The organism is Streptomyces griseiscabiei (genome assembly GCF_020010925.1).
In the GTDB taxonomy this organism is placed as follows: Bacteria; Actinomycetota; Actinomycetes; order Streptomycetales; family Streptomycetaceae; genus Streptomyces; species Streptomyces griseiscabiei.
The window spans coordinates 3687944-3711699 of sequence record NZ_JAGJBZ010000002.1; the positions used below are offsets into that span (position 1 = coordinate 3687944).

Consider the following 23756-nt stretch of genomic DNA (forward strand, 5'->3'; position numbering starts at 1 on the left):
CCTCGTTCTCTCCCGCCCCGGACGCCCCGGTGACCCTGCGAACCACCTGGGGTCCCCGCCGTCACGTCCGGGAGGCGGGGGTGCCGTACGGAGCCGGTGGCGCCCCCCGCGCGCCGGTTCCCTTTTCCGACAGCGCAGAGGAGCGCAATATGGCCATTCATGGCAACGCCGTGCACCACAGGCCCGAGGTGGGCACGTACGTCATCGACCCCGCACAGTCGGCCGTCCGTTTCCGTATCCGCAACTTCTTCGGACTGGTCGTCGTCCGCGGCACCTTCGCCGTCTCACGGGGCGAGGTGGTGGTGGCGGACCCCGCGACGTCCTCGACCGTCGAGGCCGTGATCTCCGCGGCGAGCATCGACACCGGCAACGAGAAGCGGGACACCCATGTCCGCGAGGCGGCGTTCCTCGATGTCGCCACCCACGCCGAGATGCACTTCCGCGGCGAGCGCGTAGAGGCCGGTGACGAGGCCCATCTGTTGCACGGGCGTCTCACGGTGCGCGGGATCAGCAAGCCGGCCGCCCTGACGCTCGACACCGTCTCGGGCGACGAACGACGACTGGTGGTCCACGCGGTCACCACCGTCGACCGGTACGCCTTCGGTGTCACCAAGGGGAAGGGGTCCATGGGCCGTCACCTCACCCTGGACCTCGACGTGGTCGCCGAGCGCCGCTGACCGCGTCGGCTCCCTCGGTCGACAACTTCGCGGAATCTTAGAAGAAAGTTCCTTGCCCGTCGGATTCCCGGACTGTGAAACTGAAGCCCGAATTCCCGGACAATAACAACGGCGAATAACGGTCGCGGCGCCGCACGTCCTGTGCGTGCGCGCACCGCTATTCGTCCTGGCCGGATAAAAGTCGCTCGGCCGAGGGCCCCCAGCGGGACCCCACGGGAATCCAACGGAGTCAAGGGAAAGGAAAGAGTCATGGGAGCGGACAATACGGCTCTGGTCATCGGAGCCACCGGAAACGTGGGCCCCATCGTCGTCCGACAACTGATCGACGAGGGTGTCACCACGCGAGCCCTGCTCCTGGCGGACGACCCCAGGGCGGGACGCCTGCCGGACGAGGGGTTCGAGGTCTTCCACGGCGACCTGGCCGACCCCGACAGTCTGCTGCCCGCCCTCGACGGAGTCGAGTCGGTCCTGCTGATGTGGCCGTTCTTCACCCTGAACGTCGACACGGCGCCGGCGGTCCTGGAGCGCATCGCACGACAGGCCAAGCGCATCGTCTTCGTCTCCTCGATCGGCGTGCACATCGGCTACGAGCACACGGACAACAACTGCCACGCCTACCTCGAGGAGCTGATCGAGAAGACCGGTCTGGAGTGGACCTTCCTGCAGACCACCGGGTTCGCGGCCAACGCCCGGCTCTCCTACGCCCAGCAGATCAAGGCCACCGGAATCGTGCGGTCCCCCTACGGCGCCGCCGCCCGCTCCTCCATCCACGAAGGCGATGTCGCCGCGGTCGCGGTACAGGCCCTGCAGAGCAGTGAACTCGCCGGCCGGCGCCTGGTCGTCACCGGGCCCGAGGTCCTCACCCAGATCGAGCAGGTGAAGATCATCGGCGAGATCATCGGGACCGAGCCGACCTGGCAGGACGTACCGGCCGAGGCCGCGCTGAAGGCCATGGTGTCCGCGGGCTGGCCGCCCGCGTACGCCAGCGGCGCGCTCGAGTACTTCGAGATGCTCACCAAGGAGCCCGAGCTGATCACCACGACCGTCGAGGAGGTCCTCGGCCGTCCGCCGCGCACCTTCCGCGAGTGGGCGGTGGAGTTCGCCGATGACTTCCGCTGACGCGGCACGCGAGGGCTTCCGCACCTTCCTGGTCCTGCGCACGGACGGGACCGGGGTGGCCCAGGAGGCCGTGCGGGCGCTGGTGGAACAGACCTCGGACCCGAGCCGCCCCGACGGATTCCTCTCCTCCCGGATCCACCTCGGTCTCGACGGGGACGTCGTCGTGCACTCCGTCGCCTGGCGCGACGAGACGAGCGCCCGCGACGGCTACCCGGCCCGCGTCGAAGAGGCACTGCTGGACCGGCTCGGCAGGAAAGCCCTGCTCCGCACCGACCTGGTCGGCGGCACGCCGGAACCGGGTGTACGGGGCCCGTCGGCGAACAGCCCTCCCGGTCTGGTCTGCGTCGCGGTCCGGCACGTCGCCGACCGGGCGGCCGCCGAGGCCATGGCGGACCTGCTGCGCCGCAGCGGGGACTGGAAGAAGGACTTCCCCGGGTTCGTCTCGGCGACGCCGTACATCGGCACCGACGGCCGGACCTATGTCAACTACCCGCAGTGGACGGACCGCGGCGCGTTCGACGCGTACATGAGTGATCGGCGCAACGTGGACGGGCAGCAGGGCATCAGCGCCCTGGAGGTCGCGCCGCCGGACCTGTTCCTGTGCACCCTGGTCGCCGAGACCGTCGCGGCCGGCTGACCGAATGACCGGACGACCGGATGAGGGGAGCGGCCCTCCAACCGGGAGCGGCGCGCTCCCCGGCCCTCCGCGTCCTCCCAGGTCCCGCCCACCGCCGCATCCGTATTCGCCCGGAGGAAGAGACAGGCATGACAACGGACGCACGGTCCACCCGAAGCACCGGATCACTGACCCAGGGACACCTCTCCCCGCTCGACCAGATCCGGCTGTTCGAGAAGAAGTACGACGTGGTGAGCACCTCCATCGTCGACCGGTTGGACCCCGCCCCGACGTGGCGCTGTCTCGACCTCGGAGCCGGCGCCGGATCCATGTCGTACTGGCTGGCGGAACGGGTCCGCGAGGGCTCGGTGCTCGCGCTGGACACCGACACCGGGTACCTGGAGCCCGACCGGGCGGCCAACCTGAGCGTCCTTCAGGCGGACCTGACCACGGCGGAGTTCCCGGACGGCTCGTTCGACCTGATCCTCGCCCGAGCCGTCCTCGAGCACGTGCGGGAGCCGCAGAAGGCGCTCGGCCGCATCACCCGCTGGCTGGCGCCGGGCGGCTGGCTGGTGGCCGAGGACTTCTACTACCTGCCCGCGGATCACGCCCCCACCCCCGTCGGCCGGGCCCTCGTCGGCGGCTATGTGCGCCGGATGGAGGCCCAGGGCGCCGACATGCGGTGGGCCAGGGCTCTGCCGGCCGCCCTCGGCCGGGCGGGCCTCACGGACGTCGAGTCCAGGGTGACGCCCGCCGGTCCCGGCCAGTCGCCCGCCGACGACGAGCTGATCGGCACCCGGCTGCGCCAGGAGGGCCACACCCTGGTGGAGAGCGGCCTGGTCACGGCCGAGCAGCTCACCGACTTCCTCGACGCCCTCGGCACGCCCCGCGGCCAGGACATGACCACGCTGCTGGTCTCCGCGTGGGGACGCCGGCCGACGGAGGGCTGACCCGCCGGCCCTCAGCGGGTCGGCCACCCCCGGTGCCGACAGAGCCGGGCGCCGCCTCGTCACGCCGTTCTTCTCGTCCGGCGTCCGCAGCGCGTGAGAATTCCGTGACATCCGGTAGGGAGAGGAAAAGAGCTATGCCCTCCAGCCGTAACAATTCGGTGCCGCACCGAAAAGCCTCGAATGCGCTGAACGACACAGGGAACGAAGACAATTGCCGGGACGATTCCGTCCCTCGGTTCTTCGTCCTTCTCGGGCCGGACTACGCGGGAAAGTCCTCGGTGCTCACCGAATTGCGGCGCTCGGCCGCACCCTGGCGGCTCGTCTCCCTCGACGAGACCTTCCTGGCCCCGGAACACGCCCTCATCGCCCGGCTGCGCAGGGACGTTGTGCAGGACGTCGCCCCGCACGAGACCCGGTGGTCCCCGGACTTCCTCGCCGCGATGGTGCACACGGCGGTCGTGCATCTGCGGGACCAGCTCCTGAACGGCGATCCCCGCATCCCCGCGGTCGTCGACTCCTACTACTACAAGTTCCTCGCCAAGTGCCGGCTGGCCGGTGTGCCCGACGACCCCCTCCTCACCTGGTGGCGGTCCTTCCCCCGGCCGGGCCGGGTCATCTACCTCGACGTCACCCCCGAGAGCGCCTGGACCCGCTCGCGCGAGGGCGCCGACCTCAACCCACTGGAGCACTACGGCCCGCTGCCCGGCCCGTACGGCTTCAAGCGCTACCAGACCGACCTCGACCGGCTCGTGCGCGAGGAGATACGGGACCTGCCCATGACCGTCCTCACGGAGCAGAGCGACGCCGCGCGGACCGCGGCCACCGTACGGGAGCTGATCACCAATGAACTCGGCTGACCCAGGGACGATCACGGACCGCGCGGCACGCTACACCGCGCGTGTGCAGGCGGAACGGGCACAGCTGAGCTCCGCCCTCGACGACCTGGCCGGACACCAGCGTCACGTCCTCACCGACCTCCTGCGGTTCAACGCCGGAACCGACTACGGCACCGCGCACGGCTTCGGCCGTGTCCGCACCCTCGACGAGTACCGCCGGGCGGTGCCCATCCAGACGTACGCCGATCTGGAACCCTGGATCGAGCGGAGTGCGGCCGGTGAGGCGAACGTCCTCACCGCCGACCGGCCCGCCGTCTTCTTCACCAGCAGCGGAAGCACCGGCGCCCACAAGAAGATCCCGGTCACCCCCCGGTTCATGCGCACCACCTTCTTCCCCTTCTACTACGCGGCCTGGGCACCGCTGCTCACCCACTTCCCCGAGGTGCTCCAGCGCTCGGACGCGGTGCTCAACCTCAAGCACGACCCGCTGTCCGCCCCGCCCACCACCAGCTCCGGCAAGCCCCATGTCGGCGCGAGCCAGGTGAATTTCGGGGACACCTTCGGTGAGCCCCTGTCCGCCGAGCCCGGCACGGTCGACACGGCCTGGGCGGAACTGCCCGTACCCGTCGACGCGCGGGACCACCTGGAGAAGGCGTATCTGCGGCTGCGCATGGCGGTGACGGGCGACGTCCGCTGCGTCATCGGGATCAACCCCGCGATGGTCGCCGCCCTGCCCCACCAACTGCGGCTGTGGTGGCCGCGGATCGTCAAGGAGATCCGCGACGGCACCCTCGGCGGTCACCCGCACGGCAGCCCCGACCCGCTCCGGGCAGCCGAACTGGAGGCCCTCGCCGACCGGTTCGGGACGATACGCCCCGCTCATGTGTGGCCCCGGCTGCGGGCCCTGTTCTGCTGGACCACCGGCCTCGCCACCCTCTATCTGCCCCGGCTGCGCGAGGAGTTCGGCGCCGGCGTCAGCGTGCTGCCCGCCCCGGTCGCGGCCTCCGAGGGCCCGGTGGCGGTCGCCCTGGACCGCCACGGCAGCGCGGGAAGCCCCGTCGCCACCGCCTCCGTGTACGAGTTCGTCGACGCGGACGACGACCCGACGCCCGACGCCGAGACCCTCTCGCCCGAGGACCTCGAACCGGGGCGCGACTACCACGTCGTCTTCAGCCACGTCGGAGGCCTCTACCGCTACGCCGTCGGCGATGTCGTCCGGGTCGTCGACCGGACCGGCGGAGTACCCCGCCTGGCCTACGCGGGCCGCGCCACCCGCAGCGACCACGCGGGGGAGCGGCTGCGCGACGCCCAGGTCACCCGGGCCGTGGCCCGTGCCCTCGACGCGAGCGGACTCGAATTGCGCAACGTCTCCGCCCGGGTGGACACCACCGACGGAACCGGCCGGTACGTCTTCGCGGTTTCCCCCGCGGGCACCCCGTGGCACGACGACGAGACCGCCGCGTTCGATGCGCGGCTCGACGACGGACTGGCCCGCGAGTCGGCGGGCTACCGCGCGGCCCGGGCCGACGGCCGACTCGCCGCGCCCACCACGCTCAGGCTGCCCGCCGACGCCTTCCTGCGCGACTGGCAGGACACCGTCGCCGGCGGTGTCAGGCCCACCCAGGTCAAGGACCGGCTCTTCCGACAGGATCCCGGCCAGTGGGAGCGGCTCGTCGGCCGCTACGGCGTGGCACCGGACCCGCTGCCCCAGAAGGAGCGCGCATGACCATGCACGAGACCCCGACCGTCACGGACGCGGTGCCCCTGGGCCCGCTGGAACGCACCGCGCTGCTGACCGCGGCGCTGCGCGCCGCCGAGACGAGCCGTTCGGACCGCCTCTACACGGACCCGTACGCCGCCGGTCTGGCCGGCGCCGCGGGCTGGGCACTGCTCGCCGAGATCGCCGCGGTCACCGGCCGCCGCACCGACGAGTCCGACGTGCCGAGTACCCCCGACTTCAACGCCATCCGCACCCGCTTCCTCGACGACCACCTGCGCCGCCTCACCTTCGAGGGCGGCATACGCCAGGTCGTGATGGCGCCCGCCGGCCTCGACACCCGGGCCTGGCGGCTGCGCTGGCCGGCCGGCACCCGCTGGTTCGAGATCGACCAACCGGCTCTGCTCGCCCGCAAACGGCAGCGGATGGCCGAGGCCAGGCCCTGCGCGGACCTCCGTACCGTCCCGGCCGATCTCACCGGTCTCGACTGGGAGACGACACTGCGGGAGCGCGGCTACGACCCGGCCCGCCCCTCGGTGTGGGTGCTGGAGGGACTGCTGTACTACCTGCCGTCGGACGAGGTGCGCCGACTGCTGACCCGCATCGCCGCCTGCTCCGCCCCCGGCAGCAGGATCGCCGCCGACATGGTGAACACCGCCGCCCTGACGCTGCCCGAGATGGAGCCGCTGCTCTCCGTGTTCGAAGGCTGGGGCACTCCCTGGGTGTCCGGCTGCGATGTCCCCGAGCGTCTCTTCGACCAGTGCGGCTACACGGTGAGGGCCGTGCAGCCCGGCCAGCCCGGGGCCGACTTCGCCCGCTGGCCCGACCCGGTGCCGCCCCGCAGCGCACGAGGAGCACGCCGGGTGTTCTTCGTCCACGGCGCCCTCCGGATCCCGCGGTGAGCGAGGCAGCCACCGCCGTCACGACCGTGCCGCGGCCCCGGACCGGGACCGGGAGCCGATCGGCCCGGCACCGGGTCCTGCTGGCCCCCGTCACCGTCACGCCGTCCAAGCCGCTCACCCCGAGTCACCTCAAGGGACTGCTGTGGTCGGACGTGATGTACCGCGCCACCCGCCAGGTGGCCGAGGTGAGCCTCCGCTACAGCCACACCACCTACCACCCCACCGAACAGACCCTCGGCTTCTGGGAGTTCCTGGACCGCCGCTACGGCGACATCGACTACGCCTCCCTCGACGAGTGCGGCATCGGGGAGCTGTACGTGGCCTTCCGCGCCGCCGGCGATACCGTCCCCGCGGCCGCCCTGCGTCCCTACGCGGACGCAGTCGAGCAGGGCTGGACGCATCCCGCCGCCACCCGGGTCCTCGGCATCTGGACCCGGCAGTACGAGGCGCTCGGCCTGACCGACCCCGGACTGCTCGCCCACCAGCCGCCGGGGCTGGGCCTGACCGAGATGATCGACAGGCTCGGAGCCCTCGGGATGTGCCTTGACCACCGGCCGCTCGGAGGCCCCGTCTTCCTCGACCTCACACGCCACGGGCTGCCGCTGCGCCCCCTGGTCGGTTCCGACGGCCGGCCCAACTACCTGGCCTGCGCCCTGCGTGAACTCATGCCGCTGGCAGCCGAGTACGACGAGGTCGTCCTGCTCTACGACAGTCAGCTGGACCCCGACTACCAGCGCCTCGCCCGGGTCCTCACGGCGCTCGGGCCCTGTGTGGTCCGGGTGCCCGTCGGACGGGTCCCGATCGACGGCACGATCCGCTCCGCACGCGAGGGCGGCTGGCGCGATCACCACGCCGGCGCCCTGCTCGACGCGGCCGGATCCGGGCACAGTCCGGCCGCCGTACGGCTCGGTATGCGGCTGTACTTCATCGCCGTACTCGGTCCCGGGCACGCCGAGGGCTACCGGTCGGAGCTGCTGCGCCAGTATCTCGGCCGCGCCGAACGTCTCATCGCCGCGGCGCTCACGGATCCGCGGTCACCGGAGCGGTCCCTCGCCGAGCGGGTGGACGGGCACAGAAGGGTTCGACTGCACGTCGATCCCTATAAGTTGACCTCGTCCCTCCTCGGCCGACGCCACCGGCCGGCGGGCGACCTCCTGACAGAGGTGTATCTGTGACCTCGGACCACGACCCATACGGGGACACGACCGCGCCGGTATCCGCAGCCGCAGCCGGAGACATCGACGCCGGTACCGACACGGTGCAGCGAGCCCTGCGGACCGCCCTGCGGGAACGATTCAGCCGCGCGCATCCCGAGCTGACCTCACGGCACGACCTCTCGACGACGGAGGGACTGGCCTCGGTGGGCGCCGCGTCCGCCGAGGCCGACACCACTCTGGTCGCCGTGGTGGTGCGGGACCTGGACCTCGCAGCCTGGGCCGGGCAGACCTGCGCGTTCGCCCTGGGCCTCGACGCGGCGCAGGGCGCCGCCTGGCGGCGGGCCTTCACCCGGACCGTGTTCCTCGCGGGTAACCCGGCGGAACTCAGGGCCCGGTTCCCGTTCGCCCGGATGACCCGGGACGCGTCGGTCGCCTGGACCGCGCCCGGGCCACCCGCGGCCACCGCCGCGCTGCGCCGCCTGCTGAAACTGCTGCATGCTCCGGCGGAGGTCCCGAACGGCGGGGACATCGCCTTCGACGTGCCCCACCCGAAGCTCCAGGTGCTCCATCCGGTGCTCCGGGTGCCAGGGCCGGCGTCCGGCGGCGCTCCGGCGCCGTCCTGTCCGCCTGTCGGCGGAGTGGTCCACCTCGCCACTGCCGACTGCACGATGTCGGCCGCCCTGGTCCACCTGAACCACCTGCTGACCGAGGCCGTTCTGGACGGACTGGTCGCACCGGGAGACCGCTTCGTGCTGCGCGGGGTTCCCCGCCTCACAGCAGGACCGGAACCCTTCGACGCCGTACGTGTCGTCCCGGACGAACGCCTCCCCGACCGGCTGCGACTGGCCGCCGCGCTGACCGCGACCACGCGCCGGACTCCGGCTCGATCGAGGACGGGGCGGTTCTGACGCTCCTCGGAGTCACTCGCACCGGGTGACTCGGCCTCCGGCGAGGACGTCCGGCCGGGTCGATGCCTCGCCGTTCTCGACGCGGTACACCTTTCGGCGCTGCGGCTCGACCTCGGCAACCGCCACCGTCGGCACAACCGCGCGCCCGGCGGCGTTCGCCGCCGACCGTGCGGCCGCCGGCATTCGACTGTCTGCCGGCCCGTGCGGACGCGTACTTCGAGCCGGCCGACGCGCTGTTGTGCGCGGACGGTCCGGTGAAGAAGCCGGTGGAGCTGTCGCTGAGGCCGAGCATCGCCGGGGCTACGGCTCGCTGCACGGTGCTTTGGACCACGGCCGTCCGGAGACGGACCGGCTGCGGGATCTGCTGGCATCGATGCCGCTGCCGCGTTGCGACGGACGGCTCGTGCTCACGGTAGACGTCTCCCCGTGGCTGCGCTCGGACGCGGCGTGTTCGCCGGAGCGGTGGTTCTGCCACGTCCGGGGCCGCTTCAAGGAGACCGCGCAGATCATTCCTGGCTGGCCGTACTCGTTCGTCGCCGCGCTGACGCCGGACCGCACCTCGTGGACCAGGGTGCTGGACGCGATCCGTCTCGGCGCCGACGACGACGCTGCGGCCGTAACGGCCGACCGGCTCCGGCAGGTGACGCGGCGACTGATCACGGTCGGGCCGCGGCGAGGCGTGCTCCGGGGACCTGGCTCAGGAGAGGCGGACAGGCAGTTTGTCGAAGGCGACCAGGCGGTCCGTGCGGACCTCCAGCGGATCGCCTACGAGTTCGACCGAGGAGTGGCGTTCGGCGACGAGGCCGAGGATCACTCTGGTCTCGGCCCGCGCCAGCAGCTGTCCGGCACAGGCGTGGGTACCGAGCCCGAACGTCAGGTTCCGGCTCGCCTCCGGCGGCCGGGCGTGGTCGAACTCGTCCGGGTTCTCGAACACCGCCGGGTCCCGGTTCGCGGCGCCGATCGGGTACTTGACGCAGGACCCGGCGGGGATGCGCACGCCCTGGATCTCGACGTCCTCGTCGGGGAAGCGGGTGACGATGAGTTCCACGGGGTTCAGCCGGGCCAGTTCGTTGATGAACGCGTCCCGGATCTCCGGCCTTTCCCTGAACTCCGCCATCAGGTCCGGTCGTTCGGCGAACAGCTTGAAGCCGGCGCCGATGAGGTAGGCGGGGTTCGGGCCGCCCGACATGTACAGCAGCACCGTGGTCTCCAGGACCTCGCGCCAGGTCAGCTCACCGCGCCCGTGGGCGGCGAGGAGCTCGTCGACCAGACCGTTCCCGGGCTCGTCGGCGCTCTGCTTCTCCCGTACGTACCGCTCGGTCTCGGCGAACATGAAGGTCATCCCGGCCAGCGACCTCGCGTGGATGTCCTCACCCGGTGCGGTCGCGTTGATGAGCATCGCGTCCCACAGCGCCCAGAACATCCCCTCCACATCACCCACGGGCATGTCGAGGATGCGGCACATCGTCAGATGGGTCGGCATCACGCCCAGGTCGAAGTGGGCGTCCACCACATCGCCGGGGCCGAGCCGGTCGAGTGCCTCGACGGTGAAGTCGTGCGTCAGCCGGGCCCAGGTGCCGATCATCTTCGGTGTCAGCCAGCGGTTGGTCAGCCGCCGCATCCGGGTGTGCTCCGGTGCGTCCTTCGACAGGACCGTGTTGTCGAACGCGGTCCACGGGTGCGGCGGCGCACCGGGGACGGCGAAGGACGGCGGCTCCGCGATCCGCATGCACGGACGTTTCGCGTGGTGCATGGTGTCCGCGTGGTTCAGCACCACGTAGGTGTTCTCCCTGGTCCGGTGCACCGGCGCGATCGCCCGTGCCCGCTCGTACGCCGGGTACGGGTCGGCCCGGAACCGCTCGTCGTTCCACGGGAACAGGGCCGAGGCGTCCTCGATGGTCAGGCTCATCTACCGGTCACTCCTTCTGATCGGGGCGGGGCGGGGCGGGGTCAGACGGTCACGAGGGCCAGGAGGTCACGGGCCCACGCGGCGGCGAGGTCCGTGGCGGGGGTCGTCGACGCGGCGTCGTGCCTGGCCGTGGTCCCGAGCTGCTCCGCGCCGAGCTCCAGGAGGGCCGTACGGAGGGTCTCGATCGCGTTGTTGAACGTCTCGTAGACGCTGTCGCCGAGCCCGAACGCCGCGAACCGCACACCGGTCAGATCGGGGCGCTCCGCCATGAGGGCCTCGTAGAACGGCGCCGCCGTCTCCGGCAGTCCGCCCTCCCCGTAGGTGGAACTCACGAACACGGCGATCTCCATGGCCGGAAGATCGGACACCTCGATGTCGGTCAGCTCCGTGGTGACGGTCTCGAATCCCTGGCCACCGAACGCGGCGGCGATGTCGTCGGCGGCCATCTCCGCGTTGCCCGACTCGGTCCCGAACAGGACGTGTACGACGGTCATCTCATGTCTCCTGGGTTGCGGACGGTCCGGTCGTGGCCGTCGGGGTGGGGAGCAGGGCATCGGGTCCCGTCGCCGCGGCGAGGAGCTCGTCCCTGGTGGTGAACTTCGTCCGGCATCTGTCGGGACGGGCACGTCGTCGCTCCGCCTCGTCGATGCGCTGCCACGCCTCGAAGCCCACCGCCGAGGCGGGCAGCCGGTCACGCAGCCCGGCCAGGCCCGCACGGCGGCGTGGTTCCTGGCCGCGAAGGAACGCGAGGATGTCCTTCGCCGTCTCCGCCGCCAGCTTGCGGTTCTCCGCCAGATTGCCCAGCCGGCCGGTGGCGGGCCCGCCCACGCGGAACACGTTCGGCGCCTCAGGACCGTTCGACCGGGCCAGATGTGCGGCCGGGGCGTCGAAGCCGATCGCCGTGATGACGGTGTCGGCGTCGAGGTGGTCGACCGGGCCGCCGCCCGCGCGGCGCGTCGTCACGCGGACGCGGCCGTCGTGCCGCCGGATCGAGGTCGGAACCCGCTCGAACCGCACGTCCACCGTCGTGCGCGGGGGCACCGAGTCCTCGTCGACCAAGGGGGTTCCGTCCACGCGTACCTGGACACCCACGACGTGCGCGAGTTCCTTCACCATCGACGCGTCCCACTTCGCCAGCCGCGACGGACATCGCCCCAGGATGTGGATGGTCCGCACCGGGTCGGGTGCCACCGTGCGCAGGGCGTCGTCGTCGACGTCGGACGCGATGAAGTCCAGGTCGGACTTCGACAGCAGCCGCGCGACGTCCACCGCGACGTTCCCGGTGCCTAGGATGACGACCTCCGAACCGAGCCCCCGGAGACCGTCCCGCCGGTGCCGCAAGCGGGCGTCCGGGTCCGAGTTCAGAAGCCGGACCAGGTCTCCGGCGCCGACGATCCGGGCGTCCGGGTCCTGGTCGATGTCCAGTGGCCGGTCCGCCCCCAGCCCGGTCGCGAGGACGACCGCGTGGAAGTTCTCCAGCAGCGTGTCGAAGCCGAGGTCGGTCCCGACGGACACGTTCCCGACGAACTCCACTCCCGGCTGGGCGAAGAGCCGCTCGAACTGACGCGACACCGCCTTCGCGCCCTGGTGGTCCGGGGCGATGCCGTACCGCACCAGCCCGAAGGGCGTCGGCAGCGAGTCGAGGACGGCGACCTCGATGTCCGGTTGTCCCTTGCGCAGGGCCTGGGCCGCGTAACACCCGCTGGGGCCGGCGCCGACGACCGCCACCCGGAACGGGGACCCGTCGCCGGTGGGGGAGGCCGCGCGGCTCGGCGCTGTCTCTGCCGGAGTTCTCATGGCTACCTCGGTTGCTGCGGAAGGGTCTCTACGGGTGCGATGAACGGTAGCTAACTAACGATAGTTAGCATGGGGCGCCGACCTCGCTCGTGCGAAGGACGTGAACGGCGTGATCGCTCGATCGAGGTCGGCCGCCGTCAGCGGAGGGCCGTCACAGTTCCTGGCGGCCGATGCGCTGGTAGACCTCGGGACGCCGGCTGCGCAGCACCCGCGCGTGGACCATCCCGACGGCGAACAGGGCGAAGGTGAAGAAGAGGAAGAACGACGTGACGAAGCCGGAGCCGCCGAGCAGGTCCGCGTAGTTCGTCACCGCGAGGTACGCCACCACACCGACCCCGGCGGCCGACACGAGCGGTGCCACCGTGGTCTTCCACACGGGCTCGGAGGACGGATTGCGGCGGAAGTAGCAGAACACCGCCACGCTCGCCGCGAACAGGAGCAGCAGGATCGCGAGGGACCCGATGCCGGACGCACGCGCGTACAGGACGTTCGGGTCGCTGCCCAGTGCCACGAACAGCACCACGCCGATCGCCCACAGCACACCGATGAGGGACGCGGCCACGTACGGCGACCCGTGCCTGACATGCACCTTGCCCAGCGCCGTCGGCACCACGCCGTCGGTGCCGAGGGAGTGCAGGTACCGCGCCGCGACATTGTGGATGGACAGCATCGACGCCAGGATCGAGGTCATCAGCAGCACGGTGACGACGTCCATGACGGTCTTGCCGACCATCGCGGTCATCGAGTCGGTGAACAGCCCGCCGAGGTTGGCCGTGGCGACCGCCTGTGCCTCGTCGGCGCCGGTGAAGGCGAGGTACGCCCACGCGGCCAAGGCGTAGAAGACGCCGATGCCGGCCACGGACAGATAGGTGGCCCGGGGGATCGTCCGGTCGGGGTCCTTGACCTCCTCGCGGAAGATGACGGTGGCCTCGAAGCCGAAGAAGTTGCCGACCACGAACAGCAGGGCGAGACCGATGTTGGGGTCGGTGACCCAGGGCAGGGCCAGCGAGGCACCTCCGGTGCCGGCGGGGGCCCCGTGCGTGAAGGACGCGATGTCGAAGACGACGACCACCACGACTTCGAGCACCATGACGACGGTCAGCACCTTCGCCGAGAGGTCGATGCGCCGGTAGGCCAGCGCGGTGGTCACCGCGACGATCGCCACGGCGTACCAGCCCCACGCGATGTGGGGACCGCCGAGGTTCTTCTCCACATAGCTCTGGACGGTGATGGCGAAGAACGGCGGGGCGAAGAACCCGATCATGAAGTAGCCGAACGTCGCCAGGAACGCGCCGCCCAGACCGGCCGGGCGGCCGAGGCCCTGGGTGACGAAGGCGTAGAAGCCGCCGGGGTTCGCCACCGTGCGGCCCATCAGGGTGAAGCCGACGCAGAAGGCCAGGAGCACGACCGTCGCCACGATGTAGATCGCCGGCCCCGTCTTGCCGCCGAACATCAGCAGCACCGGGATGAACCCGGCCACCGTGGTCAGCGGCGCGGAGAACGCGAGCACGCTCATGGCGAGCTCTCCGACGCCCATGTTGCCCTGCAGTCGTCGCGGCTGATCCACGACTTCCGCCTTTCCTCTCGCACCACTCACGGTGGGGACCTGCTCGTGTCTTGCCATGAGTTTCTCTTCCTGGTGGGGCCCACCCGTACAAGCGCCGGGCTGGTCGGGGTTGGTGTCGCCTCCCCGGGGATGCCGTCCTGTTCAGGAACGTGCTCACCGCGTGGAGCTCGCTGCGCCGGGGCTGGTGCCCGCGCAGACGTTCTGGTGTGGGGGGAGGTGGCCGCGCCGGGACGCCGGTCCGGTCAGGTGACCAGGTCCGACAGCGGCAGGCCCGTCAGGGCCTGGCGGGCACGCAGGACGACGGCCTCCTGGAGCGCGTCCATCGCCAGGTCGGACCGCCATGCGACATGCGGGGTCATCACCAGGTTCGGCACGCCGCGCAGTACGTGGTCCGCCGGCAGCGGCTCGGTCGTGAAGGTGTCCAGACCCGCGCCCGCCAGATGGCCGGAGCGCAGGGCGTCCGCCAGCGCGGCCTCGTCGACGAGCCCGCCGCGCGAGACGTTGACGAGCACCGAGCGGGGCCGCATCCGGCCGATGACCTGCGCCGACACCAGGTTCCTCGTCGTGGCCGACAGCGGCAGGTGCAGCGACACCACATCGGACTGTTCGAGCAGTTCCCCCAGCGGCGCGGCCGGCACCGAGTCGAAGGTCGAGAACGGGTCGTAGGCGCGGACGTTCGTGCCCAGCGCCGCGTACCACCGGGCGACCTGGCGGCCGATCCGGCCCATGCCCACGACCGCGACGTCCAGCTGGGAGAACCGTGGTGTGTCCATCCCGACGCTGCCGGCCCACTGGCCCGCCTCGATGGCCGACTGCCCGGCCGGGATGCGCCGTGCCAGCAGCAGCCCCATGGTCAGCGCGTGCGACGCGACCTCCTCCGTCGCCGCACCCGGCACGATCGCGACCGGCACCCCTTTCGTCCGGGCCGCCGCCACGTCGATGTTGTCGTAGCCGATGCCGTACCGCACCACGGCGACGCACTTCTTCATCGCCTCGAAGTCCTGGGCCTCCACGGGGGCGTACGGGGTCACCATCACCACGGTCGCCTCCGGGATCGTGGCGCGGAACGCGTGCCGGTCCGGTGCGATCACGAACTCCAGACCGAACTCCTCGGCCAGTGCCCGCTCCCGCTCCAGACTCGGGTATTGCTGCGGACCGACAAGGAGCAGACCCCCCGTATGACCGGCGGCGCCGGCCGGAATTTCGGTGCTGCTTGCAAGAGACATTTCAACAGCCGCCTCAACCTGTTCGTGGGGAAAGTGAAATGAAACGTAAGGACCGGCGAACAGCCCGTCAACGGGTCCGGTGCCGTGAAATCGGAATACGCCCGAACTGGAAATGGTGTGTTGTCGGAACCGGATCAATCTCGTTGCGCAGAGACTCTAGCTAACTAACGGACGTTAGCCTATGGTGGGTGCCGAGCATCACAAGCGGAGGTGTACGACCGTGAACGTCCGACAACTTCAGGCTTTCCTCGCGGTCGCCGAACACCTGCACTTCGGCCGTGCCGCGGAGCAGCTCTTCATGGCCCAGGCTCCCCTGAGCCGGACCATCCAGGCGCTCGAGAGCGACCTCGGCGGCCGCCTGTTCGAGCGCAACACGCGCTCGGTCTCCCTCACGCCCGCCGGCAAGGCCCTCATGGGGCCCGCCCGCGAAGTGCTCGCGGCGGTCGCCGTCGCCGAAGCCGCCGTCGGCGCCGCCGTCTCCGGCGAGTCCGGGACCGTCCGGGTCGAGTTCTGCGGCGTCGCGGCCCACCCGCTGGTGGCCGCCCTCTCCCGCGGTATGCGCGCCGACAACCCCGGTGTCCGCCTCGATCTGACCTCGCAGGCCGTCTCCCGGCCGACGATCCGCCGCCTGCTGGACCAGGAGGTGGATGTCGGGCTCGGCCGCTTCGACAACCTGCCCCCCGGCCTCGACAGCGAGGTCCTGATCAACGATTCCCTCGTGGTCGCGGTGCCCCGGACCCATCGGCTCGCCGCCTGCCAGGTCGTCTCCTTCCAGGACGTGGCCGCCGAGCCGTTCGTCTCCCTGCCCTATGCCACCGGGTCGGTCACCACCGACCGGCTGTGGCGCCTCGGCTACGCGCACGGCGCCGGCGGGGTCAACAACGTGCAGTTCGCCCCCGACACCCCCTCGTGTCTGGCCCTGGTCGGAGCCGAGGTCGGCTGTCACCTCGCCCTGCGGTCCGTCGCCCGATCGACGGCCAACCCCAACGTCGTCTTCATTCCACTCGCCCATCGCGAATGCGAACTCGTGCCCGATGTCCACCTGCGTGCGGCCTGGCGATCCGGATGCGTGGACCCCCCGGTCGAGGCAGCCCTCGGGCATCTGCGTCGCTGTCTGCCGCACGGTCGCCCGGCCGCCGTCGCCTGAGGCTCCCCTGTGGCCGCATTGATCATTTCAGTTCCGGAAACAATCGGCCGTCACCTTCGCATCAATAGCATCTGGCGATCATTATTTCCTGGACGTAACGTCGCGTTGTCGAAATCGCACGCGACTCCCGTTCGGATATCTCGGCGAAATGAATGACCGTATGCAGGAGCATGCTGTCCGCCTCTCCGACCGAGTCGCTTTTCCGTGCGCGAGACCCCGCAAAGGAGCCATAAATGGGCAGCGAAGAAACCGTGCGTGAGATCGACGCACTCGTCGTGGGAACCGGCATGGGCGGCGTCATGGCACTGCGCACCCTCACCGCCGACGCCGGTCTCGACGCGATCGCCATCGACAAGGCGCCGAAGGTCGGCGGCACTTGGTACTGGAACCGCTATCCCGGGGCCCTCTCCGACACACAGAGCTTCATGTACCAGCTGCCCTACGACCGGGAACTGTTCCAGCGGACCGACTGGCGCACCCGCTACGTCCCCGGCCCCGAGATCCGCCGGTACGTCGAGGACGCCGTCGACTTCTGGGACCTGCGCTCCCGCATCCGGCTGGAGACCACCCTGGTCGGCGCCGCCTTCGACGAGGAGAGCGCGCGCTGGCACGTGGTCACCGACAGGGGCGAGTTCCATGCCCGCTTCCTCGTCACCGCCGCCGGTCTGCTCTCCCGGATCAACGTCCCCGACTTCCCGGGCATCGACCGGTTCGAGGGCCGTGTCGTCCACACCGCCGACTGGCCGGACGACCTCGACATCACCGGCCTGCGTATCGGCGTCATCGGCAACGGCTCCACCGGCATCCAGTTCATGACCGAGGCCGCCAAGACCGTCTTCCACCTGACCTCGTTCCAGCGCACCGCGCAGTACACCGTCCCGGCCGGCAACCGCGAGTGGTCCGAGGCCGAGCTGGAGCAGTTCAAGGCCACCTGCGAGGACCGCTGGGAGGAGTTCCGCACCTCCAAGATCGGCTTCGGCATCGACGAGACCACGCGCAGCATCTGGAGCGTCTCCGAGGAGGAGCGCGAGGCCATCTTCGAGTGGGCCTGGCGCAAGGGCGGGAACTACACCTTCGCCAACGAGACCTTCTGCGACGTCACCAGCGACCGCGCCGCCAACGAACTGGCCGCCGACTTCATCAAGCGGAAGATCAAGGAGATCGTCAAGGACCCGGAGACCGCGCGCAAGCTCACCCCGACCGAGCTGTTCGCCCGGCGCCCCATCTGCGACTCCGGTTACTTCGAGATCTTCAACCAGCCCCATGTGACCCTGGTCAGCACCCGGGAGAACCCCGTCGAGGAGTTCGTGGCCGAGGGCATCGTCACGCGGGACGGCACGCTTCACGAGCTCGACGTCCTGGTGCTGGCCACCGGCTTCGACGCCGTCGAGGGCAGCTACCGGAACATGGACATCCGCGGCACCGGCGGCAGGACCCTCAAGGAACACTGGGCCGACGCCCCCCGCAGCCACATGGGCATGACCGTGTCCGGTTTCCCGAACCTGTTCATGGTCCTCGGACCCAACGGCCCGTTCGTCAACAACCCCTCCGGCATCGGCGTCCAGGCCAAGTGGATCGCCCGGGCCGTCGAGAGCGTCAAGGACACCCCCGGCGCCTCCATCCGGCTGCGCGCGGAGGCCGAGGAGAACTGGCTCCAGACCTGCCTCGACGCGCTCAAGGGCTCCCTGTTCCTGGAGACCGGCTCGTGGATCTTCGGCAACAACATCCCCGGCAAGCGCAAGGCCCGCACCGCCAACTTCTACGTCGGCGGCCTCGACAGGTTCATCGCGCTCACCGAGGCCGAGGCGGCCCAGGGATACCCCAGCTACGAGGTCCGCGTCCCGTCCGCGGTCTGACCCCCCACCCCCGCAAGCGGTTTGGAGAAACCAGCCATGCCCACGTACCAGACCATCTCGCCGCTCGACGGCGAGGTGCTTGCCGAGTACACGATGATGACCGACGCGGAGGCCGCCGAGGCGCTCGCCCGTGCCACCGACGCCTACCGCGACTGGGCCCGGACCGGCGTCGAGGACCGGGTCGCCCTGCTGGCCCGTATCGCCGGGCTGCACCGCGAGCGCGGCGCCGAACTCGCCGAGGCGATGGCGACCGAGATGGGCAAGCCGCTCGCCCAGGCCGAGGGCGAGGTCGACCTCGCGGCGTCGATCTACGAGTACTACGCCACCGCCGGCGCCCGGCTGCTGGCCGACGAGGTGATCGAGGTCGCGGCCGGGGGACGGGCCGTCGTCCGGACGGCTCCCACCGGCCCGGTGCTCGGGATCATGCCGTGGAACTTCCCGCTCTACCAGGTCGCGCGGTTCGTCGCCCCCAACCTGCTGCTCGGCAACACGGTCCTCCTCAAGCACGCCCGCTCCTGCACCCGCACCGCGCTCCTCATCGACGCCGTCGTCGCCGACGCCCGTGCCCCGAAGGGCGTCTACGAGAACCTCATCGTGTCCTCCTCGCAGATCGGCGCCCTCATCGCCGACGTACGGCTGCGGGGCGTCTCGCTGACCGGCTCCGAGGAAGCAGGCCGGATCGTGGCCGAACAGGCCGGCCGCCATCTCAAGAAGTGCGTCCTCGAACTCGGCGGCTCGGACCCGTTCATCGTCCTGCCCGACGCCGACCTCGACCTCGCGCTCGACCTGGCCGCGACCGGCCGGTTCGGCAACGCCGGCCAGTCCTGCACGTCCTCCAAGCGCCTGATCGTCCACGGCGACGTCTACGACCGCTTCCTCGAAGGGTTCGTCGAGCGGGCGAAGCAGTGGAACACCGGCGATCCGCTCGCCCCGGGGACCCGTATCGGCCCGATGGCGTCCGAGGCGGGCCGCCAGGAGATCGCCGAGCAGGTCGAGGACGCCGTGGTCAAGGGCGCCCACCTGCACCTGGGAGGCGTGCTCCCCGACGGCCCCGGCGCGTTCTACCCGGCCACTGTCATCACCGGGGTCACCCCGGACATGCGCGCCCACAGCGAGGAACTCTTCGGACCCGTCGCCGTCCTGTACCGGGTCGACTCCGTGGAGGAGGCCGTCGAGCTGGCGAACGACTCCCGGTTCGGCCTCGGGTCCGCCGTGTTCACCCGCGACGAGGACCTCGCCGCGGACATCGCCGAGCGCCTGGAGGTCGGCATGGTCGGCCTCAACACCCTCATCCGCAGCCGGCCCGACCTGCCGTTCGGCGGCGTCAAGGCGTCCGGGATCGGCCGCGAGCTGGGCCGCCTGGGCCTCGACGAGTTCGCCAACAAGAAGATGATCCGCCTCTCCTGACGCCTCCTCGGCCCTCACACGGCGCCCTGCCCGCGACCCTCCCCGGCGGGCAGGGCGCAGCCATGAACGGCACACACCGCCCTACGACCCACCCCGAAGGACATGACGTGAAGCTCGTCTCCTACGCATCCCGCACCGGCTGGAAGCCCGGCCTTCTCGACAGCGACCAGGTGTTCGACCTCAACTCCGCGCTCCGGGCCGCCGGTCACCGGCCCTCCCCGGACCTGCCGTCCGTCCGTGCCTTCCTCCAGGCGCACGGCGACCGGCTGGCCCGGATCGCCGCCGCCGTCGGACCGGTCCTCGACGGCGGAGCCCTGGAGCCCGTGGGGAGCCTCGACTCCGTGGTGCTCGGGCCACCGGTCACCGACCCGCTCAAGGTCCTGTGCGTGGGCCTGAACTACGCGGACCACGTCGGTGAGACCGGCCGCGCCCTGCCGGCCCACCCCGATCTGTTCGCCAAGTTCGCCAGCAGCCTGATCGGCCCCTACGACGCCATCGACCGGTCCGACGTCACCGACAACCTCGACTTCGAGGGCGAACTCGCCGTCGTCATCGGCAGGGAGTGCGCCCGCGTGGAAGAGGGCGACGCCCTGTCGTACGTGGCCGGCCTGTCCGTCCTCGACGACATCACCGCCCGCGACCTCCAGTACCGCGGCACCCAGTGGCTCGCGGGCAAGGCCGTGGACCGGGCGACGCCGTTCGGGCCGGCGATCGTCACCCTGGACGAGATCGGCGACCCACAGAACCTGGACATCGAGACCTTCGTCAACGGCACCCGGGTCCAGGGCTCCAACACCAAGAACATGATCTTCCCGATCGCCCGGATCATCGCCTACATCAGCTGGTTCCTCACCCTCAGCCCCGGCGACGTGATCGCCACCGGTACCCCCGAGGGCATCGGCGCGAAGCGGAACCCGCCCCTGTGGCTGCGCCCCGGCGACAAGGTCGAGGTCGTCCTGGAGCAGGTCGGAACCCTGCGCAACGAGATCCACTGAACCGTCCCTCCCCGGGGGTGACACGTCTGCGGAGCCGGACCCTCGGGCCCGGCTCCGCAGACGTGTCACCAGGGGGCGGCGGAGGCGGGCTCAGACACGGGACGCGAACAGTTCGGCCAGATGCAGCGTCGGCACCTGGGCCAGGTCGTCGAGCTGGATCCGGCAGGACATGCCGTCCGCCAGGAACACCGCGTCCGCGTGGGCCCGCACCGCCGGTAGCAGATGCGTCTCGGCGACCGCGACGCTCACCTCGTAATGCCCCTTCTCCACACCGAAGTTGCCGGCCAGACCGCAGCACCCCGGCACCTTGGTGACCGTCGCGCCCGCCCTCTCCAGCAGCCGCCGGTCGGTGTCCCAGCCGATGACCGCGCTGTGGTGGCAGTGCGGCTGCGCCACGACCTCCACCCCGGCCAGGTCGGGCAGCGGCAGGCCGAGGCGCTCGACGAGCTCGGCGAAGCTGAGCAGTCCCGACGCCACCACGTCCGTCTCCTCGGCGTCGGACAGTTCGCTCGCGTCGCTGCGCAACGACGCGAGACATGAGGGCTCCAATGCCATGACGGGGACCCCGCCCCGGACGTAGGGCGCGAGCGTCCGCACGGTCCGGTCGACGATGGTCCGGGCCCGGTCGAGCTGACCGGTCGTGATCCAGGTCAGGCCGCAGCAGGCGTCCTCCCCGATGACGCGGACCGTGAGGCCGTGCGCCTCCAGGAACCGGATCGCCGCCAGGCCGGACTCCGGGAAGAAGTGGTCGGTGAAGGAGTCGGCCCAGATCCACACGTCGGGCGACGCGTCTCCCGCGCGCGACGCGGCTGACGCGGCCGTCGCCCTTCGCAGCGTGGGGGAGGCGAACTCCGGTACGGACCGCCGGTGGTCGATGCCCGCGGCCCACTTGGCCAGCGCGGCGAACGGTCGGACCCGCAGCAGCAGGTTGGCGGGCCGCGCCAGCGGCGCCGTGAGCCGCGCCCATTTCGGCAGCCGTCCGAGGAACAGATGCGAGCGCGGCCGGCGCAGCCCGGCGACGTCGTGCCGCTGGTGCAGTACCTCGCTCTTGTAGGTGGCCATGTCGACGCCACTGGGACAGTCGCTCGAACACCCCTTGCACGCGAGACACAGATCGAGCGCGTCGGCGACGGCCGGGTCCTTCAGACCACCGCGCAGCAGACCGCCGTCGAGGGCCTCCTGCAGCACCCGGGCACGCCCGCGGGTCGAGTCCCGCTCGTCGCTCGTGGCGAGATACGACGGACACATCACCCCCGCCGTCTTCGGGGCCACGCACTTCCCGACGCCCGTGCAGCGGTGCACGGCGGCACCGAGGTCCCCGGCGTCGTGCACCAGCCGCAGCCCGGGACGCACCGGCGACCGGGGGCGCACGGGGCGCAGGTCGTCGGTGATCGGGACCGGTTCGGCGATGATGCCGGGGTTGAGGATGCCGTCGGGGTCGCACACGGCCTTCACCTGCCGGAACAGGGCGAGGGAGGTCTCGTCGTACATCAGCGGCAGCAGTTCGCCGCGGGCCCGGCCGTCGCCGTGCTCGCCCGACAGGGTGCCGCGGTAGTCGCGCAGCCGTGTCGCACAGGCGGTCATGAACGCACGGAAGACCCCGGCCGAGGCCGGGTCACCGGGCCGGAACGGGAAGTCGATCCGGCAGTGCACACAGCCGTCGCCGAAGTGCCCGTACGGGACGCCCTGGAGGTTGTGCGCACGCAACAGTTCCTCGAAGTCGCGCAGCCACGCCCCGAGATGCTCCGGCGGAACGGCGGCGTCCTCCCAGCCGCCGTACGCCGGGGTCGGCAGCGACCGGCCCGCGAGCCCGGCGCCGTCCTCACGGATGCGCCACAGCGCCGCCGCCTCACGCGCGTCGACGACCAGCCGCGTGTCCAGCGCGGCGCCGGCGGCGACGAGGCGCCGTACCGCGTCCGCCGCGTCCTCGCCCGCCACCTCCGCGAACAGCCAGCCGTTTCCCCGCGGCAGGTCGGGTACCGCAGAGCCCTTCTCGCGCACCAGGTCCACGATGCGCGAGTCCATGCCCTCGCACGCGACGAGACGGCCCGGCGCGGCGGCGAGCAGCGCCGGTACGGCATCGGCCGCGTCGGCCATCGTCGGGTAGCCGAGCACCAGCATCCGGCGTTCGACCCGGTCGTCGACCAGCCGGACGGTGGCCTCCAGGACCGTGGCCAGTGATCCTTCGCTGCCGACCAGGAACCGTTCGACGCGGCGCCGCTCCGGGAGCAGGTGTTCCAGGCCGTAGCCGCTGACCTGGCGGCCGAAACGGCCGAACTCGGTGCGCAGATGGGCCAGGTTGGCGTCGCCGACGGCCGCCAGCCGCCTCGCGGTCTCGCCGGCGGCCGGGCCGCCCCGCTCCACGGCGAGTTCGCCGTTCCCGTACAGCACCCGCAGCGACTCGACGTTGTCCACCGTCCGCCCGTAGCCCAACGCCCGTGACCCGCAGGCGTTGTTGCCGATCATTCCGCCGACCGTGCAGCGGCTGTGCGAGGACGGGTCCGGCCCGAACCGCAGACCGTAGAGAGCCGCCTCGCGCTGCAGATCCGCGTGCACCACGCCCGGTTCCACCCGCGCCGTGCGCGCGACCGGGTCGATGCCGAGCACCCGGTTGAAACGACGGGTGTCGACCACGATGCCGCTTCCGACCGCGTTGCCGGCGATGCTGGTGCCCGCGCCGCGCATCGTCACCGGTACCCGAAGCTCGCGCGCCACCTCGTGGGCCGCGATCACGTCGTCCTCGCCACGCGCCTTCACGACCGCGGACGGGACGACGCGGTAGAGGCTCGCGTCCGAGGAGTACAGGGCTCGGGTCGCAGGAGTGTCGTCGCACTCGACTCCCGCGGAGCGAAGAGCGGCGGCGAGGTCTGTCTGAACGGGCATGCCTCAGGCTAACTAACGTACGGTAGTTTCGCTAGTGCGGGGTTGCCGGAGACTGACTAACGTAAGGTAGTTTCCCGCGTTGCAGGC

General features: G+C 71.0%; 19 protein-coding genes and 1 pseudogene. 14 read left to right on the plus strand and 6 right to left on the minus strand.

What is annotated here, in order from left to right:
* Positions 1-149 precede the first annotated feature (149 nt).
* The 10 genes and pseudogenes from J8M51_RS33105 to J8M51_RS33150 form a co-directional block, all read left to right on the plus strand.
* Complete coding sequence (locus tag J8M51_RS33105) at positions 150-677, plus strand: YceI family protein (protein WP_086757131.1); 528 nt, start codon at positions 150-152, stop codon at positions 675-677.
* Between the two features lie 249 nt (positions 678-926).
* Complete coding sequence (locus J8M51_RS33110) at positions 927-1796, plus strand: NmrA family NAD(P)-binding protein (protein ID WP_086757128.1); 870 nt, start codon at positions 927-929, stop codon at positions 1794-1796.
* Entirely contained in the window at positions 1783-2433 is a 651-nt protein-coding gene (locus tag J8M51_RS33115; protein ID WP_086757126.1) for a hypothetical protein, read from the plus strand. Before J8M51_RS33110 ends, J8M51_RS33115 begins: the two co-directional genes overlap by 14 nt.
* A 128-nt stretch (positions 2434-2561) precedes the next feature.
* Positions 2562-3362 (plus strand): class I SAM-dependent methyltransferase, encoded by an 801-nt coding sequence (locus J8M51_RS33120; RefSeq protein ID WP_179203170.1) that lies wholly within the window; start codon positions 2562-2564, stop codon positions 3360-3362.
* Positions 3363-3640: 278 nt separating this feature from the next.
* Positions 3641-4219: a nucleoside/nucleotide kinase family protein gene (locus tag J8M51_RS33125; protein WP_256965064.1), complete on the plus strand. Its 579-nt coding sequence runs from the start codon at positions 3641-3643 to the stop codon at positions 4217-4219.
* Positions 4206-5924 carry a GH3 family domain-containing protein gene (locus J8M51_RS33130; RefSeq protein ID WP_086757123.1) on the plus strand — a complete coding sequence of 573 codons (1719 nt, stop codon included), beginning with the start codon at positions 4206-4208 and terminating at the stop codon, positions 5922-5924. Before J8M51_RS33125 ends, J8M51_RS33130 begins: the two co-directional genes overlap by 14 nt.
* Positions 5921-6817, plus strand: a complete 897-nt coding sequence (locus J8M51_RS33135) for a class I SAM-dependent methyltransferase (RefSeq protein ID WP_256965062.1) — start codon at positions 5921-5923, stop codon at positions 6815-6817. Before J8M51_RS33130 ends, J8M51_RS33135 begins: the two co-directional genes overlap by 4 nt.
* Positions 6814-7992: a hypothetical protein gene (locus tag J8M51_RS33140; RefSeq protein WP_317852988.1), complete on the plus strand. Its 1179-nt coding sequence runs from the start codon at positions 6814-6816 to the stop codon at positions 7990-7992. The genes J8M51_RS33135 and J8M51_RS33140 overlap by 4 nt, the downstream gene beginning before the upstream one ends.
* A complete protein-coding gene (locus J8M51_RS33145; RefSeq protein WP_086757122.1) occupies positions 7989-8882 on the plus strand; it encodes a DUF6182 family protein in 894 nt (297 codons plus the stop codon). Before J8M51_RS33140 ends, J8M51_RS33145 begins: the two co-directional genes overlap by 4 nt.
* A 167-nt stretch (positions 8883-9049) precedes the next feature.
* Positions 9050-9549 (plus strand): annotated as a pseudogene (locus J8M51_RS33150) (transposase); the annotation flags it as partial.
* A gap of 30 nt (positions 9550-9579) precedes the next feature.
* Here J8M51_RS33150 and J8M51_RS33155 read toward each other — a convergent pair.
* The 5 genes from J8M51_RS33155 to J8M51_RS33175 form a co-directional block, all read right to left on the minus strand.
* Positions 9580-10791, minus strand: coding sequence for a cytochrome P450 (locus J8M51_RS33155; RefSeq protein WP_267299662.1), 1212 nt, complete (start codon positions 10789-10791; stop codon positions 9580-9582).
* 41 nt (positions 10792-10832) lie between these two features.
* The gene (locus J8M51_RS33160) at positions 10833-11285 is read right to left on the minus strand and encodes a flavodoxin domain-containing protein (protein WP_086758683.1); all 453 of its coding nucleotides are present in this window, start codon (positions 11283-11285) and stop codon (positions 10833-10835) included.
* Between the two features lies 1 nt (position 11286).
* Positions 11287-12588, minus strand: a complete 1302-nt coding sequence (locus J8M51_RS33165; RefSeq protein ID WP_086758681.1) for an FAD-dependent oxidoreductase — start codon at positions 12586-12588, stop codon at positions 11287-11289.
* A gap of 151 nt (positions 12589-12739) precedes the next feature.
* A complete protein-coding gene (locus J8M51_RS33170; protein WP_218781464.1) occupies positions 12740-14155 on the minus strand; it encodes an APC family permease in 1416 nt (471 codons plus the stop codon).
* A 242-nt stretch (positions 14156-14397) separates the two neighbouring features.
* Positions 14398-15381: a C-terminal binding protein gene (locus tag J8M51_RS33175; RefSeq protein WP_086758680.1), complete on the minus strand. Its 984-nt coding sequence runs from the start codon at positions 15379-15381 to the stop codon at positions 14398-14400.
* A 220-nt stretch (positions 15382-15601) separates the two neighbouring features.
* On the opposite strand from J8M51_RS33175, the gene J8M51_RS33180 reads away from it, so the two are divergent.
* The 4 genes from J8M51_RS33180 to J8M51_RS33195 all read left to right on the plus strand — a co-directional run bounded on the left by J8M51_RS33180 (position 15602) and on the right by J8M51_RS33195 (position 20786).
* A complete protein-coding gene (locus J8M51_RS33180) occupies positions 15602-16528 on the plus strand; it encodes a LysR family transcriptional regulator (protein ID WP_179203237.1) in 927 nt (308 codons plus the stop codon).
* 233 nt (positions 16529-16761) lie between these two features.
* On the plus strand, positions 16762-18384 hold the full coding sequence (locus J8M51_RS33185; protein ID WP_086758675.1) for a flavin-containing monooxygenase: 1623 nt from the start codon (positions 16762-16764) through the stop codon (positions 18382-18384).
* A gap of 36 nt (positions 18385-18420) precedes the next feature.
* Positions 18421-19791, plus strand: a complete 1371-nt coding sequence (locus tag J8M51_RS33190) for an NAD-dependent succinate-semialdehyde dehydrogenase (protein WP_086758673.1) — start codon at positions 18421-18423, stop codon at positions 19789-19791.
* Between the two features lie 107 nt (positions 19792-19898).
* The gene (locus tag J8M51_RS33195) at positions 19899-20786 is read left to right on the plus strand and encodes a fumarylacetoacetate hydrolase family protein (protein WP_086758671.1); all 888 of its coding nucleotides are present in this window, start codon (positions 19899-19901) and stop codon (positions 20784-20786) included.
* A 90-nt stretch (positions 20787-20876) separates the two neighbouring features.
* Here J8M51_RS33195 and J8M51_RS33200 read toward each other — a convergent pair whose 3' ends face one another.
* Positions 20877-23669, minus strand: coding sequence for an FAD-binding and (Fe-S)-binding domain-containing protein (locus J8M51_RS33200; RefSeq protein ID WP_267299663.1), 2793 nt, complete (start codon positions 23667-23669; stop codon positions 20877-20879).
* Positions 23670-23756 lie beyond the last annotated feature (87 nt).